Origin of the sequence: Actinomyces acetigenes (assembly GCF_031296635.1) — a bacterium.
In the GTDB taxonomy this organism is placed as follows: Bacteria; Actinomycetota; Actinomycetes; order Actinomycetales; family Actinomycetaceae; genus Actinomyces; species Actinomyces acetigenes.
The window spans coordinates 1-14,412 of the sequence record NZ_JASPFC010000021.1 but is presented as its reverse complement, the minus strand read 5'-3'; the positions used below and the strand labels follow the sequence as shown (position 1 = coordinate 14,412).

11 protein-coding genes and 1 pseudogene are annotated in these 14,412 nt (G+C 72.2%); 4 read left to right on the top strand and 8 right to left on the bottom strand.

Annotated elements, in window-relative coordinates:
- The first annotated feature begins 196 nt into the window (after positions 1-196).
- Together RIV14_RS09170 and RIV14_RS09165 are read left to right on the top strand one after the other, a co-directional pair.
- A complete protein-coding gene (locus RIV14_RS09170; protein ID WP_075371487.1) occupies positions 197-934 on the top strand; it encodes a pentapeptide repeat-containing protein in 738 nt (245 codons plus the stop codon).
- Positions 931-1,500, top strand: a complete 570-nt coding sequence (locus RIV14_RS09165) for a DivIVA domain-containing protein (protein ID WP_075371486.1) — start codon at positions 931-933, stop codon at positions 1,498-1,500. Before RIV14_RS09170 ends, RIV14_RS09165 begins: the two co-directional genes overlap by 4 nt.
- A gap of 213 nt (positions 1,501-1,713) precedes the next feature.
- Here RIV14_RS09165 and lysS read toward each other — a convergent pair whose 3' ends face one another.
- The 3 genes from lysS to panC form a co-directional block, all read right to left on the bottom strand.
- Positions 1,714-3,384 carry a lysine--tRNA ligase gene (lysS, locus tag RIV14_RS09160; RefSeq protein WP_075371485.1) on the bottom strand — a complete coding sequence of 557 codons (1,671 nt, stop codon included), beginning with the start codon at positions 3,382-3,384 and terminating at the stop codon, positions 1,714-1,716.
- Positions 3,385-3,618: 234 nt separating this feature from the next.
- Positions 3,619-4,074: an aspartate 1-decarboxylase gene (gene panD, locus RIV14_RS09155; RefSeq protein WP_075371484.1), complete on the bottom strand. Its 456-nt coding sequence runs from the start codon at positions 4,072-4,074 to the stop codon at positions 3,619-3,621.
- 307 nt (positions 4,075-4,381) lie between these two features.
- On the bottom strand, positions 4,382-5,386 hold the full coding sequence (gene panC / locus RIV14_RS09150; RefSeq protein WP_075371483.1) for a pantoate--beta-alanine ligase: 1,005 nt from the start codon (positions 5,384-5,386) through the stop codon (positions 4,382-4,384).
- 463 nt (positions 5,387-5,849) lie between these two features.
- Between panC and RIV14_RS09145 the strand changes: the two genes are divergently transcribed.
- A complete protein-coding gene (locus RIV14_RS09145; protein ID WP_075371482.1) occupies positions 5,850-6,836 on the top strand; it encodes a Rossmann-like and DUF2520 domain-containing protein in 987 nt (328 codons plus the stop codon).
- Here the strand turns inward: RIV14_RS09145 and RIV14_RS09140 are convergent, their stop codons facing one another.
- The 5 genes from RIV14_RS09140 to folP are packed head-to-tail and all read right to left on the bottom strand — an operon-like array spanning position 6,837 to position 13,240.
- The gene (locus RIV14_RS09140) at positions 6,837-8,591 is read right to left on the bottom strand and encodes a PH domain-containing protein (RefSeq protein WP_075371481.1); all 1,755 of its coding nucleotides are present in this window, start codon (positions 8,589-8,591) and stop codon (positions 6,837-6,839) included.
- Complete coding sequence (locus tag RIV14_RS09135; protein WP_075371480.1) at positions 8,588-9,157, bottom strand: PH domain-containing protein; 570 nt, start codon at positions 9,155-9,157, stop codon at positions 8,588-8,590. The genes RIV14_RS09140 and RIV14_RS09135 overlap by 4 nt, the downstream gene beginning before the upstream one ends.
- Positions 9,154-9,654, bottom strand: a complete 501-nt coding sequence (locus RIV14_RS09130; RefSeq protein WP_075371479.1) for a DUF3180 domain-containing protein — start codon at positions 9,652-9,654, stop codon at positions 9,154-9,156. Before RIV14_RS09130 ends, RIV14_RS09135 begins: the two co-directional genes overlap by 4 nt.
- On the bottom strand, positions 9,654-12,347 hold the full coding sequence (gene folK, locus RIV14_RS09125; RefSeq protein ID WP_075371478.1) for a 2-amino-4-hydroxy-6-hydroxymethyldihydropteridine diphosphokinase: 2,694 nt from the start codon (positions 12,345-12,347) through the stop codon (positions 9,654-9,656). Before folK ends, RIV14_RS09130 begins: the two co-directional genes overlap by 1 nt.
- Positions 12,344-13,240, bottom strand: coding sequence for a dihydropteroate synthase (folP, locus tag RIV14_RS09120; RefSeq protein WP_075371477.1), 897 nt, complete (start codon positions 13,238-13,240; stop codon positions 12,344-12,346). Before folP ends, folK begins: the two co-directional genes overlap by 4 nt.
- Positions 13,241-13,731: 491 nt before the next feature.
- Between folP and RIV14_RS09115 the strand changes: the two are divergent.
- Positions 13,732-14,412: pseudogene (locus tag RIV14_RS09115) on the top strand (ABC transporter ATP-binding protein); the annotation flags it as partial.

Below are 14,412 nucleotides of genomic sequence, written 5' to 3'. Positions count from 1 at the left end.
GTCCAAATCTGTGACAAAGGCCTTGACCGGGCTCGGTCGCAGAAAAGAAAACCGCATGATTCCGCGGTTCTTCTCGACGGAGTGACGGCCTCGCAGCCCCTTTGTCTCAGATTTGGACACCTATCCCTCCTACGCACCCGGGCACCGGGGACAACAACCCCCGGTGCCCGGAGCCGATCTGCGATAGAACAGGACCATGACCGCAGGACGGACCGACACGGCCGCAGGCTCCTCCACTACGGCCTCCCTGAGGCCGCCGGTCCTCACGGAACCGGACCTGGGTCGCCTTCGCGACGGCGAGGCCGATGAGCTCGCCGCCGGTGAGATGGTCGAGGACCTGGAGCTGGTCGAAGCGGACCTCAGCGGCGGCAACCTGTCTGCGATCAGTCTGCTCAGCTGCCGGTTCTCGGAGGTCTTCGCCAATGACACCGACCTGGCCGCGGCGCGGCTGGTCGACTGCCGCCTGGAACGGCTGAGCGCCACCTACCTTCACAGTCCACGCTCCACCTGGCGCACGGTGGAGCTGGTCGACTCCCGTATCGGGGCCTGGGAGCTCTACGACGCCGACGTCGAATCCGTCCTCATTGAGGACTGCCGCCTGGGTTTCGCCAACCTCGCCGGGACCGCTGTGCGCGACGTCCTCATCCGGGCCACCCGGATCGACGAGCTGGACCTGAGCGGCATCGACGCCCAGCGGGTTCGCTTCGAGGACTGCCGCGTGGGCACGCTGCGCCTGCACGGCGGGAGCCTGAGCGACGTCGACCTGCGCGAACTGGAGATGACAGTGGTCAGCGGCGTCGGTTCCCTGGCCGGGGCGACCATCAGCAGTGGGCAGCTCAGCGAGCTCGCGCCGCTCCTGGCGCAACACCTGGGGCTGCGGGTCGAGGACCAGGACCACGAACAGAAACCGATAACAGGAAGTGGACGAACATGACGCTACTGACATCCGACGACGTCCTCAATGTGAAGTTCCAGGGCACAAGGCTCCGGGAGGGATACGTTCAGGACGAGGTCGACGAGTTCCTCGACGAGGTGACCACCACGCTGCGGGGACTCGAGGCGCGCCTTGGTGCGGGACCGGGAGCGACTACCGGTTCTCACCAGGAGACGGAGATACTTCTGACCTCCCAGGACGTCAAGAACATTCGGTTCACGACGTCCAAGTTCCGGGAGGGGTACGAGCAGCCGAATGTTGACGCCTTTCTGCACACGGTCATCGCCACCATGGAGACCATGGAGGCGCGGCTTAACGGAAGTGTCTACGGGGCGGATACGGGCACGTACGGATCAGCCGCTGGGGCGTACGGCGGCGAAGCCTATGGCACGAGCCCGGCCCAGACCGGGTACGCCCCGGGCGGCGCCGACGGAGCCGGTGGTTCCCAGTACGCCGAGGCGATCGCCCAGCGCGACCAGTACATCGCCCAGCTCCAGCAGGAGAACGCCTACCTGCGCGCCGAGCTCGAGGCCGCCCAGCGCCGCCTGGGGACCACCGGGTACTAGCTTGTTATGTAAGTCGTTTGAGCCAGTGGCCGATGCTGGCGATGTGGATGGTTGCTCGGTAGCGTACGGCGAGCTTGTCGTAGCGGGTGGCCAGGGCCCGGTTAGAGCGGTCGAAGCCCACAGGACTGCTATGACGAAGCGCCGGCCGGTCACCGTCGGCCCGAAGGCGGCGATGACCGGCCGGAGCGGGAGGCTGCGGGAGGCCGAGTAGGGTCAGTTCCGCTTGACCAGGGGGAAGGTGATGGTCTCGCGGATGCCCTGACCGGTGAGCACCATGAGGAGGCGGTCGATGCCCATGCCCATGCCGCCGCTGGGCGGGAAGCCCTGCTCCATGGCCACCAGGAAGTCCTCGTCCAGGACCATGGCCTCGGGGTCGCCCTTGGCGGCCGCGAGCGCCTGGGCCTCGAAGCGCTCGCGCTGGACCACGGGGTCGGCGAGCTCGGAGTAGGCGGTGGCGGTCTCGAAGCCGCGCACGTAGAGGTCCCACTTCTCGGTCAGGCCCGGCTTGCTGCGGTGGTAACGGGTCAGCGGCGAGGTGTCCTCGGGGAAGTCATAGACGAATGTGGGGGCCCACAGCTTGTTGCCGACGAGCTCCTCGAAGATGTCCTCCACGACCTTGCCGGCCACGGCGTAATCGTCGATCTCCAGGCCGATCCTCTCGGCGTGGGCGACCAGCTGCTCGCGCGGGGTCTCCACGGTGATCTCCTCACCGAGGGCCTCGGAGACGGAGGTGTAGAGGTCGATCTTGTCCCACTCGCCTGAAAGGTCGTACTCGGTGCCGTCGGCCAGCGTGACGACCTCCCCGCCCTCGGGCAGGTCGAAGGCGTCGCGGGCCGCCTGCTGAATGAGGTTGCGGGTCAGCTCGGCCATGCCGTCGTAGTCGGAGTAGGCCTCGTAGGCCTCCAGGGCCGTGAACTCCGGGGAGTGGGAGGAGTCGGCGCCCTCGTTGCGGAAGTTGCGGTTGATCTCGAAGACGCGGTCGACACCGCCGACCACGGCGCGCTTGAGGTAGATCTCCGTGGCGATGCGCAGGTAGAGATCCATGTCGAAGGCGTTCATGTGGGTAATGAACGGGCGCGCAGCCGCCCCGCCGTGAATGACCTGCAGCATGGGGGTCTCCAGCTCCAGGTAGTCGCGGCGGAAGAAGTTCTCGCGGATGGAGCGCACGACGGCGGCGCGGGTGCGCACCATGTCGCGGGCGGCGGGCCGGGTGAGCAGGTCGAGCTCACGACGGCGCACGCGCTGCTCCTCCGAGAGCGTCACCGCCTCGCCGGACTCGTTGGTCCAGGTCTTGGGCAGGGGGCGCAGCGCCTTGGAGGCGATCCGCCAGGCGGGAACCTCGACGTCGTCGTCCCCGGCGGAGGCGGCCTCGGCGCCCTCGCTCAGGACCGGCTCGGCCATGACGGACAGCTCGCCGCGGCGCGAGGAGATGACGCGGCCGTGGACGAAGAGGTGGTCGCCCAGGTCGACGTCGGCCTTGAAGGCCGCGAGCGCGGTGTGGCCCTCGGCGGGCAGGGCCTTGGCCGAGAGCATGGCCTGCAGGGTGGTGCCGGCCCCGTCCTGGAGGGTGACGAAGCACAGGCGGCCGGTGTTGCGCAGGAAGACGACGCGGCCGGCCACGCCGACGACGTCGTCGGTCTCCTGCCCGGCCTCGAGGTGGGCGTAGCCCTCACGCACGGCGGCGATGGTGGTGGTGACGGGCACGGAGACCGGGTAGGGATCCCAGCCCTCGCTGCGCAGGCGCTCGCGCTTGCCGGCGCGGACCTCGAACTGCTCGCCCGGGCCCGGGTCGGCCTTGGGCTGCTTGGGCTGGGCCGACTTCTGCGGCTGGGTGCCGGCGTCGGTGGCGGTCGGGTCGGGGCTGGGGGTGCTCTCGTCTGTCACATGAAGGAGTCTAACGGCGCCCGCCCTCCCCGGACGCTCCCCGGGGCCCGACGACGCCCGATCCGCCTCCGATCCTGGTCACACCGGGCGGCGGTTCCTCCGGTCAGCCCCAGGTGGGCACGACGGCGGCCCCGGGCCCCATTCCCTCTCCCTTCCTGCCGCGGCGCACAGACACGCAGTACTCGGCCAGGAACCAGGTGGGGCCCAGGGCCTCGCCCTAGACCGGAACCCGGCTCAGGCGCGGGCGTCGGCCAGGGGGATGCCGGTGGGCCGCAGGCCTTGGAGGCGGGCGACGTCGGAGTCGGCCGGGATCTGGCCGGGGTCGGTGCCCCGCTCCACGATCCGGTTGGCCGCGTCGACGAAGACGACCCGGGGCAGGTAGGTGCGGGCCTCGGCGTCGGACATCTGGGAGTAGGCGATGAGGATGACCACGTCGCCGGGGCTGACCAGGTGGGCGGCGGCGCCGTTGACGCAGATCTCGCCGGCGCCGCGCTCGCCGGGGATGACGTAGGTGGACAGGCGGTTGCCGTTGGTGCAGTTGCAGATGTCGACGCGCTCGCCGGGCAGCAGGTCGGCGGCCTCGAGCAGGGCGATGTCCACCGTGATGGAGCCGACGTAGTCGAGGTCGGCCTGGGTCACGGTGGCGCGGTGGATCTTGGACGTCATCATCGTCCGGGTGCGGGAGCTCATCGCCGCACAGCGTAGACGGCGCCGGGCACGGTGCACTGTACGGTGCGGCACAGGGTGAGCGACCTGACAGGCTGGGCTAATCGGCGCGCTCAGGGGCGAGCTTGCGCGGGGCGCTCAGGACCCTGCGGAGCCATGCCGGCCCACCGGTCCCCGAGAACGCACCGACGGGCGCCGGGTCTGTCGCTTGAGGATGCGTCCTCGGGGCCTCGTGTACGTCCTTGCGCCGGGCCGGAACGGCTTGCGGCGCCAGGGCTCGCGCAAGTGCCCGGACGGGCCGGGCGCCCAGGGCGAGCCTGAGTAGGACCGTTCAGGGGCGCAGGTCGATGAGGGTGTTGTCGATGAGGCGGGTGGTACCCACGCGGGCGGCGACAGCCAGCAGGCCCACGGCGGGCAGTTCCTCCTCCTCGTCCTCCCCCGCGGGCTCGCTGCGCGGCAGGCCGAGGCCAGCGCCCGTCAGGTCCTCGAAGCTGTCCGGGGCGACGAGGGCCACGTAGTCGATCTCAACGCCGTCGGCCGCCTCCAGGGAGGCCAGGGCAGCCTGGCGGATGGCGGCGGGGTCGGGCCGGGAGCCGGTGGCCTGCGCGGCGGCGTCTCGGCCGGCCTGGAGCGCGCGGGACAGGGCCAGGGCCTGGCGGCGCTGCTCGGGGCTGAGGTAGGAGTTGCGCGAGCTCATGGCCAGGCCGTCGCTCTCGCGGCGGATGTCGACCGGCACGATCTCCAAGGGGACGGCGAGGTCACGCACCATGGACTCGATGATCGCCAGCTGCTGGGCGTCCTTACGGCCGAACAGCGCCCAGCGCGGGGCGGTCAGGTGCATAAGGGTGAGCACCACCTGGCACACGCCGGCGAAGTGGGTGGGGCGGGTGCGGCCCTCCAGGACGGTGGCGATGGGGCCGGGGTCGATGCGCACCGCCGGCTGCCCGCAGGGGTAGATGACCTCCGGGGTGGGAGCGAAGACGATGAGCCGCCCTACACCGAGGGTGCCGTCGGCGCCGGTGAGGGTGCGGGCGAGTCCGGCCAGGTCGCCCTCGAGGTCACGCGGGTAGGCGTCGAGGTCCTCGGTGGGGGCGAACTGCAGGGGGTTGACGAAGATGGTGACCACGACGGTGCCGGCCGGCCCGACGCGACGGGAGGCCTCGCGCACGAGGTCGAAGTGGCCCTCGTGAAGGGCGCCCATCGTCATGACGACCGCCCGCGGGTCGGGGGACTTTTCCAGGGCGGCGGCAAGGTCGGCGCGGCTGCGGGCGAGGACGGTTGCGGCGCTGGCGGGTCGGGCAGGCGTCGGTGCGGGTTCAGTGCTCACGCGCCCCACGCTAGTCGCCCCACTGGGCGGTACCGAATCCGCCGGTCGCAAGCTGGCACGGGAAGGTGAAAGTGTCCACGGTGGCGACTTTTCCGAGCCAAATTCGAGAACCGAAGCCGTCTAGATTCGCGTTTCCGCAGGTCAAAGAGGCCGGCCTGAAGGAGGGCCTGCCTGCGGCCGGGGGAAAAGTCGCCAAAATTGACAGATTCGCCTTGATGGCTCCCTCAAGGCCGGAGACGGCGAACGGCACAGCCGCACGGGAACGTACTTGTCTTTCGAGGACTGCGTCATCCCACAGACGACTGGAGTCCGAACCCCGCCGCCTGTAGGAGAAGTACGTGGAGGGAGAACGCAGTCACCGACCCCCCATCGCCCTGCACCACTACCAGAGCCGGCGAGGATTGTCGCTCCACTGACCGGATCCCGGCTGCCCGCGGCGCCGCCAGGGGCGCGAGCATGAGAGCATCGGGGCATGAGCGACATCGATGGCACGGGCCCAGGTGCGGGCGGAGACGAGCACGCGGGCCGAGTCCCGGCCGCCCCTGCCACTGCGAGCAGGCCGGGTCGGCTGGGCGTCGGCATTATCTCCGCCGGGCGTGTCGGGGCGGTCCTGGGCTGCGCGCTGCGGGCGGTGGAGCACCAGGTCGTCGGCGTCCACGCGGTCTCGGAGGAGTCGCGCGAACGCGCCGAGCTGCTGCTGCCCGGTGTGCCAGTCCTGGAGGTCGAGGAGATCGTCGAGCGCGCCGAGCTGGTGCTGCTGGCCGTCCCCGATGACGCGCTCGAGCCGCTCGTCCAGGGCCTGGCGGACCTGGGGCGCTGGCAGCCGGGCCAGCTGGTCGCCCACACCTCGGGGCGCTACGGCGCCGCCGTGCTCGCGCCGGCTCAGCGCTGCGGGGCGATCCCGCTGGCGATCCACCCGGCGATGACCTTCTCCGGTTTCTCCACAGATGTGGCCCGGCTCGTCGGCTGCCCGATGGCCGTGACCGCGCCGGCCGCGGTGCTACCGATCGCGCAGGCGCTGGTGGTCGAGCTCGGAGGGGAGCCCTTCGTCCTGGAGGAGTCGGCGCGCCCGGCCTACCACGCGGCCCTCGCCCACGGCGCCAACCACCTGCTGACCGTGGTGACGCAGGCCGTGCGGGTGCTGGCAGCCGCCGGGGTCGAGGACGGTGCGGCCACGCTCGGCCCCCTGCTCACGGCGGCCCTGGACCGGGCCCTGCACGAGGGCGAGGCGGGCCTGACCGGGCCGGTCTCCCGGGGCGACGCCGGGACGGTGGCCGCCCACCTGGAGGCACTCTCCGCGCTACGCGACAGCCAGGGGCGGGGTCTCGACGACGTGGTCGCCTCCTACCGGCAGCTGGCCACCGCTACCACTGAGCGTTGCGAGGCCACCGGGCGCCTGACCGCCGAGCAGGCCCTGCGCCTGCGCGAGCTCCTGGACCCGGAGCGGGCCGAGGGCTGACTATGAGGGTTCCCCGGCCTGGGTGGCGGCGACGGCGCGCGCGAGCCACCGGTCGAGCTGCTCGGCACGGGCGCGGCGCAGCGCGCGCTCACTGATCCGCGCCGCCAGGGCCTTGGCGTCGGCGGCATCGAGGTTGGTGATCGAGGCGGGAACCTCACGGGCGACCATGTCGAAGCCGAGGGCGGCCAGGCTGCGCCGGCGCGCCAGCGGCCCCTGACGCACCCGCAGGGACTGGATGCGCTCGTAGGGGAAGACGGCCACTCGCCGCCGCCAGCGGCCGTGGCGGATGATGACGCAGGTGTCAGTGAGGATGACGGCCGCGCGCCGCCAGGTCAGGGGACGGAAGATCCGCCCGCGGCGGCTGATGCGCACGAAGCCGCGCTCCGCCGAGCCCGCCGGGGCCTGCGGGTCGCCGACGCCGTCATCGTCGCGGCCGGTGAGGGCCTGGGCGAGCAGCCTGTCCGGGTCGGGCACGCCCAGGTCGGGAACCACGAGCCACAGCGCGCGCAGGGCGGTGTCGCGCGTCCCCACAGGCAGCAACAGGTTGCTGGTCTGCCGGTTCTGCCCATCCTGGGACCGGTCCTCGCGGCCGGCCACGGTGACATTCACCTTCCACCAGTCCTTGCCGCGCCACAGGATCGGCTGAGCGATCCCGACACCGTGGACCCGCCCGGGCGGGAGCGTGCGGGAGGTGTCGGAGGTGAGCCCGTAACGCATGCGGATACCGCTGGGAGTGGCGGCGGCCTGGAAGTTCCAGGCGTTGTTGAATCGGGACCATGCCAGGGACACCACACCAGCGACCGTGCTGATGAAGGTGGTCGCGATCGCGAGCACCCCGCCCCTGGGCGGGTCACCGATGGCGTAGGCGACGATGCCGACCACGATCAGGGTGATAGGCGGGATGAGAGACATGTAAAGGAGGACGCTGCGCAGCAGGGACCCCAGGAGGGTGGCACCGTCAACACTGTAGAGCGGGTGCTCCTGGAAGTGGGAGGCCCGCAGGCCCGGGGAGCGCGGCGCGGGGGCGGCCTTTGAGTCGGCGGCTCCTTCGGGCGTGAGGCCCTCGGGTCGGGAAGCGGACACGGCGTCGCCGATGCTGCCGGTGTCGCGGCCTGCTGCACTCGCCCCGACGGCGCCCTCCTTCGAAGCGGGACCGGGCAGGTCGATGTGCCCAGCGGCCAGGTCGAGGATGCGGTCACGCAGGGCCTGGAGCTCGCGGGTGGTGAGGAACCCGATGACGACCCGCGAGTCCCGGCCACCGGCGACCTCGACGGTCAGCCTCCCGACGCCGAAGACGCGTCCGAGCAGGGGGTGGACGACGTCGACCGACTGGATGCGCGGCAGACGGGCCGTGCGCAGCCTGCGGCTGAGGATGCCCGAACGCAGGTAGACGCCGTCGGCGTCCACGGCGTAGGCACGCCACCACCAGCTGAGTAGCCCGAGCCCCACCCACAAGGCGATGAGCGCCACCAGGCCGAGCAGGTAGTAGCCGACCTGGCCGGCCAAGGAGAAGCCTTGCTCCCGGATGAAGCGGTAGGCGCGTTCCAGGTCGTCGAGGTTCTGAGCCATGACGAAGGCCAGGACGCCGGTGACGATCTTCCAACCCTCCAGCAGCGGCGTGATGAGCCTGACCCGGTGCCAGGTGAGGTTCTCGGGAAGGGGGAGGTCTCGGGAGGCGGCAGGCCCGTTGTCCCCCGGCACGTCCGTCCTCGCCTTGCGGGCGGTCTCCGTCCCGCTGCCCCAGCCGGGGCTCACAGCCCGGCCAGCCTCTCCTCGCCGCGCTGGGACAGGACCTGACGCAGGCGCTCCGCCTCGGCCACCGGCAGCCCGTTGATCGTGGCGTCGGTGCTGGCCGAGGCCGTGTGGAGCCTGACCTCGGCGATGCCCAGCCAGCGGGCCAGCGGCCCCTGGGAGGTGTCCACGAACTGCATGCGCCCGTAGGGGGTGACGGTGATAGAGCGGAACATGACGCCGTGGCGCCACAGGAGGTGGTTGTCCGCCAGGGCATAGCCCATGGCCCGCACCTGGCGCGGAATGAGCCAGAGCTGCCAGACGAACAGCGCCGCGAAAATCCCCGCCGGGATGAAGTATCCGGAGGAGACGAGCACCCCGGGGACGGCGAAACCGATGATGACGACGGCGCAGAAGAGACCGACTCCCAGGATACGGGCGGTGATGAGGCGGTGGGAGACCGGGTGGAAGACGACGCTGTCAGGGGCGAAGGGGTCGGCGCCGGCGGTTCGCGCAGCCGGCTCACCGGCGCGGACGGGTGCAGCAGGTGCAGCCGGGACGACGCCGGGGCGAGGGCCGGAACTGGTCATGCGGGGGCTCCTGGTCCTTCGGGTGCCCGCCCGGAGGGGCTGGCCGAACCGTCGTCGTCGCCGTCGCTGGAGATGGAGCACCACTGCTCGACGACGAAGCCGACGACGCACCACAGGAGGCAGGCCAGGAGGCACCCGGTCGAGGTCCAGGCCAGGTGAGTCATGGCCGGCGAGCGCGGCGTCACCAGCGCCAGGATGATCCCGCCGCCGTAGACACCGCCCAGGACCGCCCCCACGATGGCTGAGGCCTGGGCGGCGGCCGCCGTGGTGGCGGCGCCGGTCGGGGTGATCCAGGTGCGCTCGCGCGCCCGCAGGCGCCTGACCGCCAGACCTGCCACCAGGACGATGCCGGCGATGACCAGCGCGGTCACCGCCCCCCAGGGGGAGAGGACCGGGACCCAGCCGACGTGGCGCAGCAGGAGGTCACCGACCACCCAGGAGGTCACCGCGGCGGCCATGAACCAGGTGACGGCACTGGTCCAGCGGGTGCGCCGCATCAGGCGTCCTGGCGGGGACCTGTCCCCTGGGCGCCACCACCGATGACGTCGTTCCACTGGAGCGGGGACTTCCAGGCGTTCCCAGCGGCGTCATCCTGCTGGCCGTGGGAGCCCCCATCCGGCCCCGCCGTGCGACCGGGGGCGTAGGCGCTCTGCGGCCCGGCCGCCTCGGGGGCCGAGGCCGCCTGGTAGGGCGAGTCGATCTGCGGGGCCTGCTCGGCCCAGGGGCTCGCCTCGTTAGAGGTGTCGAAGGGCGACTGCCCGAAGGGGGAGGACTCGGCCGGCGCCTGGTCACCGAGCGGCTGCGCGGGGGCGGCCGGCTGCGGGGCGGGAGATGAGGCCTCGGAGATGCTGCCGGCGTAGTCGGCGGACAGGGAGGCATCGGCCACGGAGGACTCGTCTCGGGTGGCGTCGTAGACCAGCCCGGGCTCGGAGCCTGCGGCGTCCTGCGCCACCGGGGGCTCCACGTAGGGGCCGGTGGGCTTGTCCGGCAGGGCCTCGGAGTCCAGCCAGTCGAAGGCCAGCCAGCGCAGGCCTCCGCGGTCGGGGGCGTTCTCGGCGAGCTCAGACACGGAGTGCCCGGCCAGCTCGGCGAAGGGATCGGCCTGGCTCCACGGTACCAGGACGAAGGCGCGCTCGGCGGCGCGCGGGTGCGGCAGGGTCAGGGCCGGGTCGGAGGAGGTGACGCCCTCGACGTCGATCAGGTCGACGTCCAGGGTGCGCACGTTCCACGGCTCGGTGCGCACGCGCCCGGCCGCGACCTCCAGGGACTGGCAGACCTCGAGGAGCTCTCGCGGGGAGAGGGTCGTCATGGCCGTGACCACCGTGTTGAGGTAGTCGGGCTGGGGTTCGGCGCCCTCGGCGACGACGGCGAGCGTGCGGGCCAGCGGCGCCACCTGCGTGACCTCGATGCCCTCAGTGGCCTTGAGGCTCTGGACTGCCGTGCGCAGGGAGTCCACGACTCCGCCGACGTTGGCGCCCAGGCCGAAGACGACGCCCACGGGGCGGGTGGGCCGCTCGGCGAGCGGGTCGACCGGAGCGGTGGGCGCCGCCGGGGCCTCAGGCGCGGCGGGAGCCGGTGCGGTGAGGGAGCGCTCAGCGGGCTGGGAGAAGTCCTCGGAGACGGAGGGCTGGGAGTAGGAGGGCTCGGAGTATGAGGACTCAGAGTAGGCCGGTGCCGCTGCCTCCTGGCTCACGGCCCCGGGGACCTCACCGGGGCCGGCGAAGGGGCTGGGCCCGGGCTCACCCTGGGGCTGGGAGACTGGGACGGAGGAGGCGTCAATGAAACCGTCGGCGGCGCTCCCGGGGCCGGAGGCGTCGGCGCCCAGCGGGGGGAAGGGGAAGCCGGGCGCGTCGGCGCCCGCCGTCTCGGGGGCGGCGTCACCGGCGTCACCGGCCTGGCTGGAGGCGGCCCCCCTGTAGGAGCCGGACTCGTCGAAGGCGGCCGGCCCGTTCAGCAGGTCCGCGGAGTCCTCGACGGCGGGGGCGGACTGGTCCTCGCCCTCCTCGGAGGAGGCCACGTGGCGCCCTTCGCGGGGCAGCTGAACAGCGAGGCCACCGGCGGCGGGAGCCGGCTCGGACGAGGCCGCTGCCGAGGCGTCGGCGGCCACCTCCTCGGCGTAGCTGAGGGCACTGGGCTCCGGCTCACTGGGGGCGGGCGCCGCGCCCAGGGCGTCGGCCGCCAGGCTCACGAACCCGTCGGCGCCAGCGGTCCTGCCTGCGGAGGCCGCGGTGGGGGCGCTGGTCGAGGGGGCGTCCAGCGCGCTCGACGCGGCATAGGAACCGGCCGCCTCGTTGGAGGGCAGGCTGGAGGCCTCCGGGGCCTGGGGAGCCTCCGGAGCCCAGGCGGGGGCCGATGAGACGGAGGAGTCCGCGCTCTCAGTGGCCCAGTCCGGAGCCCACGGCTGGGTCGACTCGGCGCCCCCACCGACAGAGCCGGGCTCGGTCGGCATCGGCGTGGGCACCGAGGGCGCGGCGGCCGCGAAGGGCGAACGGGCCGGAGCCTCCATCGGCGAGACCGGCGAGGGCGTCGGGGTGATGGGAGGCTCGGGGGTCGACGCCACCGGAGCGGCGTCACCACCCGCGAAGGAGGCGCCCGAGACGTCCGGAACCTCCTTCACGAGGGGGGCCGCGGGAGCGGCGGGGGGCTCGTAGACGGGCGCTGCCGGTGAAGCGGCGGCCACCGGGGAGGCCGAGGAGGAGGGGGAGGCGTAGGGCTGGGCGGACACGGCCACCGGCGCCTCGGCCTGCGCGGCCCAGGCGGCCTGGCTGGTGGCAGGGGCCCCGCCGTGGCCCGCTGCGGCGTCGGCCACCCGGTGGATGGTCACCGAGACGTCCTCGAAGGCGACGTCGAGGGGGGCCTCGGGCTTGTGCACGGTGACCTCGGCGGCCACGACGCGGGGGAAGGACAGGACCCGCTCGGCGATCCGGTCCGCCAGGGACTCGATGAGGTTGACCGGTTCCCCCTCGATGATGCTCACGATGCCGTTGGCCACGCGGGAGTAGTCGACGGCGTCGGTCACTGAGTCGGTGACGGCGGCCACGGCGGTGCCGCGCTGCCCCAGGTCGAGGATGACGTCGACCGTGAAAAGCTGGCCCTCCTCGCGTTCGAAGGGCAGGACGCCGTGGTGGCCGCGGGCGGACAGGCCGATGAGGCTGATCCGGTCGGTGGTCGCGGAGACGGTGGTGCTCACTGGTGTTCCTTCCAGAGGGAGGCGGTGCGGACGGCGGCCCGGTTGGCCGGGACCTCGTGGACTCTGACGGCCCAGGCGCCTGCAGCGGCAGCCAGGGCGGTGGTGGCGGCGGTGACGGCGTCGCGCTGGACGGGGGTGGCCTCGGCCTCGGCGGCCTGGGCCAGGAAGCGCTTGCGGGAGGAGCCGACCAAAAGGGGCTGGCCCAGGTCCGCGATGAGGCGGGAGGTGGCGGCCAGCAGCTCCCAGGACTGGGTGTGGGTCTTGGCGAAGCCGAGGCCGGGGTCCAGGACCACCTGGGCGCGGTCCACCCCGGCGGCGTCCAGCTCGGCCAGGCGCTCGCGCAGCTCGGCCTCGACCCCGGCGACGACGCCGCCGGGGTAGTCGGTGAGCCGGTCCATGGTCTCGGGGTCGCCGCGCCAGTGCTGGCAGACGTAGACGACGCCGGTGCGGGCGATGAGGCCGTGCATGGCGGGGTCGGCCAGGCCCCCGGAGACGTCGTTGATGATGTGGGCGCCGGCGTCGATGACGGCCTCGGCGGTGGCGGCGTGGATGGTGTCCACCGAGATGATGGCGCTGGCGGCGGGGCTTGTCCCGCCGCCAGCGCCGGCCCCGTCGGCGAGGAGGGCACGCACCACGGGCAGGACCCGGGAGATCTCGGTGTCGACGTCGACCCGCTGGGCGCCGGGGCGGGTGGACTCCCCGCCGACGTCGATGACGTCGGCGCCCTGGGCGATGAGCTCGCGGGCGTGGGCGACGGCCGCCTCGGGGTCGGCCCAGCGGCCGCCGTCGGAGAAGGAGTCAGGGGTGACGTTGAGGACGCCCATGAGGAGCGTCCGGTCGCGGGGCACCCACCCCGGCAGGGGGGCCGGGGCGGCGGCGGGAAGAATCGTCACGGGGCCAGGCTAACGGTTGGCCCGCCGCAGTGGGAGGACCGAAACATCTTCAACCCGCCTCACATTGAGAGCCGGGACACGATCCGCCGGGGTCAGGGCGCCCCACTTCGACCAAAACTTCATAGAAGACGCGGAGCCGTGTCGTTTATGAAGTTTTGGTCGAAGTGATGGGGCCACACCACTGTCGGCGGCAGCGGGCCTCCCTCGAAAGGTGGAGACACTGGCCCTAGTCCGTCCCTTCGACGCATTCCGGCGCGATGGCGCCATTTCTAGGCTTCTTCACGTCACCAGGGCGGTGCGGGACGCAGCGCGATGCCAGTGGTCGGCTCCGCCCGCCACCCGAGTCAGTCACCGAGAAGGGTCATGAGATGACACACCCGCCCCAGCCACCAGCCTTCAACCACCCCGCCCGTCCTACGCCGCTCCCCCAGGCGGCTCCGGCCACGCCGGGAGTGCCGACGGCGCTCATCACTCCTGCCGCCTCCGCACCGATGCGGGTGGTTGAGGCCCGTGGTCTGACTAAGGTCTACGGCGAGGGCGAGGCCCGGGTCGTCGCCCTGGACTCGGCGAGCCTGGTAGTGGGACGCGGCGAGTTCGTGGCCATCATGGGCCCTTCCGGATCGGGCAAGTCCACCCTCCTGCACTGCCTGGCCGGCCTGGACACCCCCACCTCCGGCAGCGTCTTCATCGCCGGCCAGGACCTGTCGGGCATGAAGGACAAGCAGCTCACCGCCATGCGCCGCGACCGCCTCGGCTTCATCTTCCAGTCCTTCAACCTGCTGCCCACCCTGACCGCTGAGGAGAACATCCTCCTGCCCCAGCGCCTGGCCCACCGCAAGCCGGACCGGGACTGGTACGACGCCGTCATCTCCACCCTGGGCATCGGCGACCGCCTCACCCACCGCCCCAACGAGCTCTCCGGCGGACAGCAGCAACGCGTAGCCGTGGCCCGCGCCCTCATAGGCCGCCCCAAAGTCATCTTCGCCGACGAGCCCACCGGCGCCCTGGACACCGCCTCGGCCGTCGCCCTGCTGGAGGCCCTGGCCGGCATGTGCGAGCGCCTGGGTCAGACGGTGGTCATGGTCACCCACGACGAGTAGGCGGCCGCCACTACCAACCGCATCATCCGCCTGCGCGACGGGCGCATCACCGGGGTCGAGGCCGTGCGCCGC

Coding starts and splice junctions, on each gene's coding strand:
- RIV14_RS09165 (WP_075371486.1), top strand. CDS start 931: ATGACGCTACTGACATCCGACGACGTCCTCAATGTGAAGTTCCAGGGC.
- RIV14_RS09170 (WP_075371487.1), top strand. CDS start 197: ATGACCGCAGGACGGACCGACACGGCCGCAGGCTCCTCCACTACGGCC.
- RIV14_RS09130 (WP_075371479.1), bottom strand. CDS start 9,654: ATGCGGCGCACCCGCTGGACCAGTGCCGTCACCTGGTTCATGGCCGCC.
- RIV14_RS09135 (WP_075371480.1), bottom strand. CDS start 9,157: ATGACCAGTTCCGGCCCTCGCCCCGGCGTCGTCCCGGCTGCACCTGCT.
- RIV14_RS09145 (WP_075371482.1), top strand. CDS start 5,850: ATGAGCGACATCGATGGCACGGGCCCAGGTGCGGGCGGAGACGAGCAC.
- panD (WP_075371484.1), bottom strand. CDS start 4,074: ATGAGCTCCCGCACCCGGACGATGATGACGTCCAAGATCCACCGCGCC.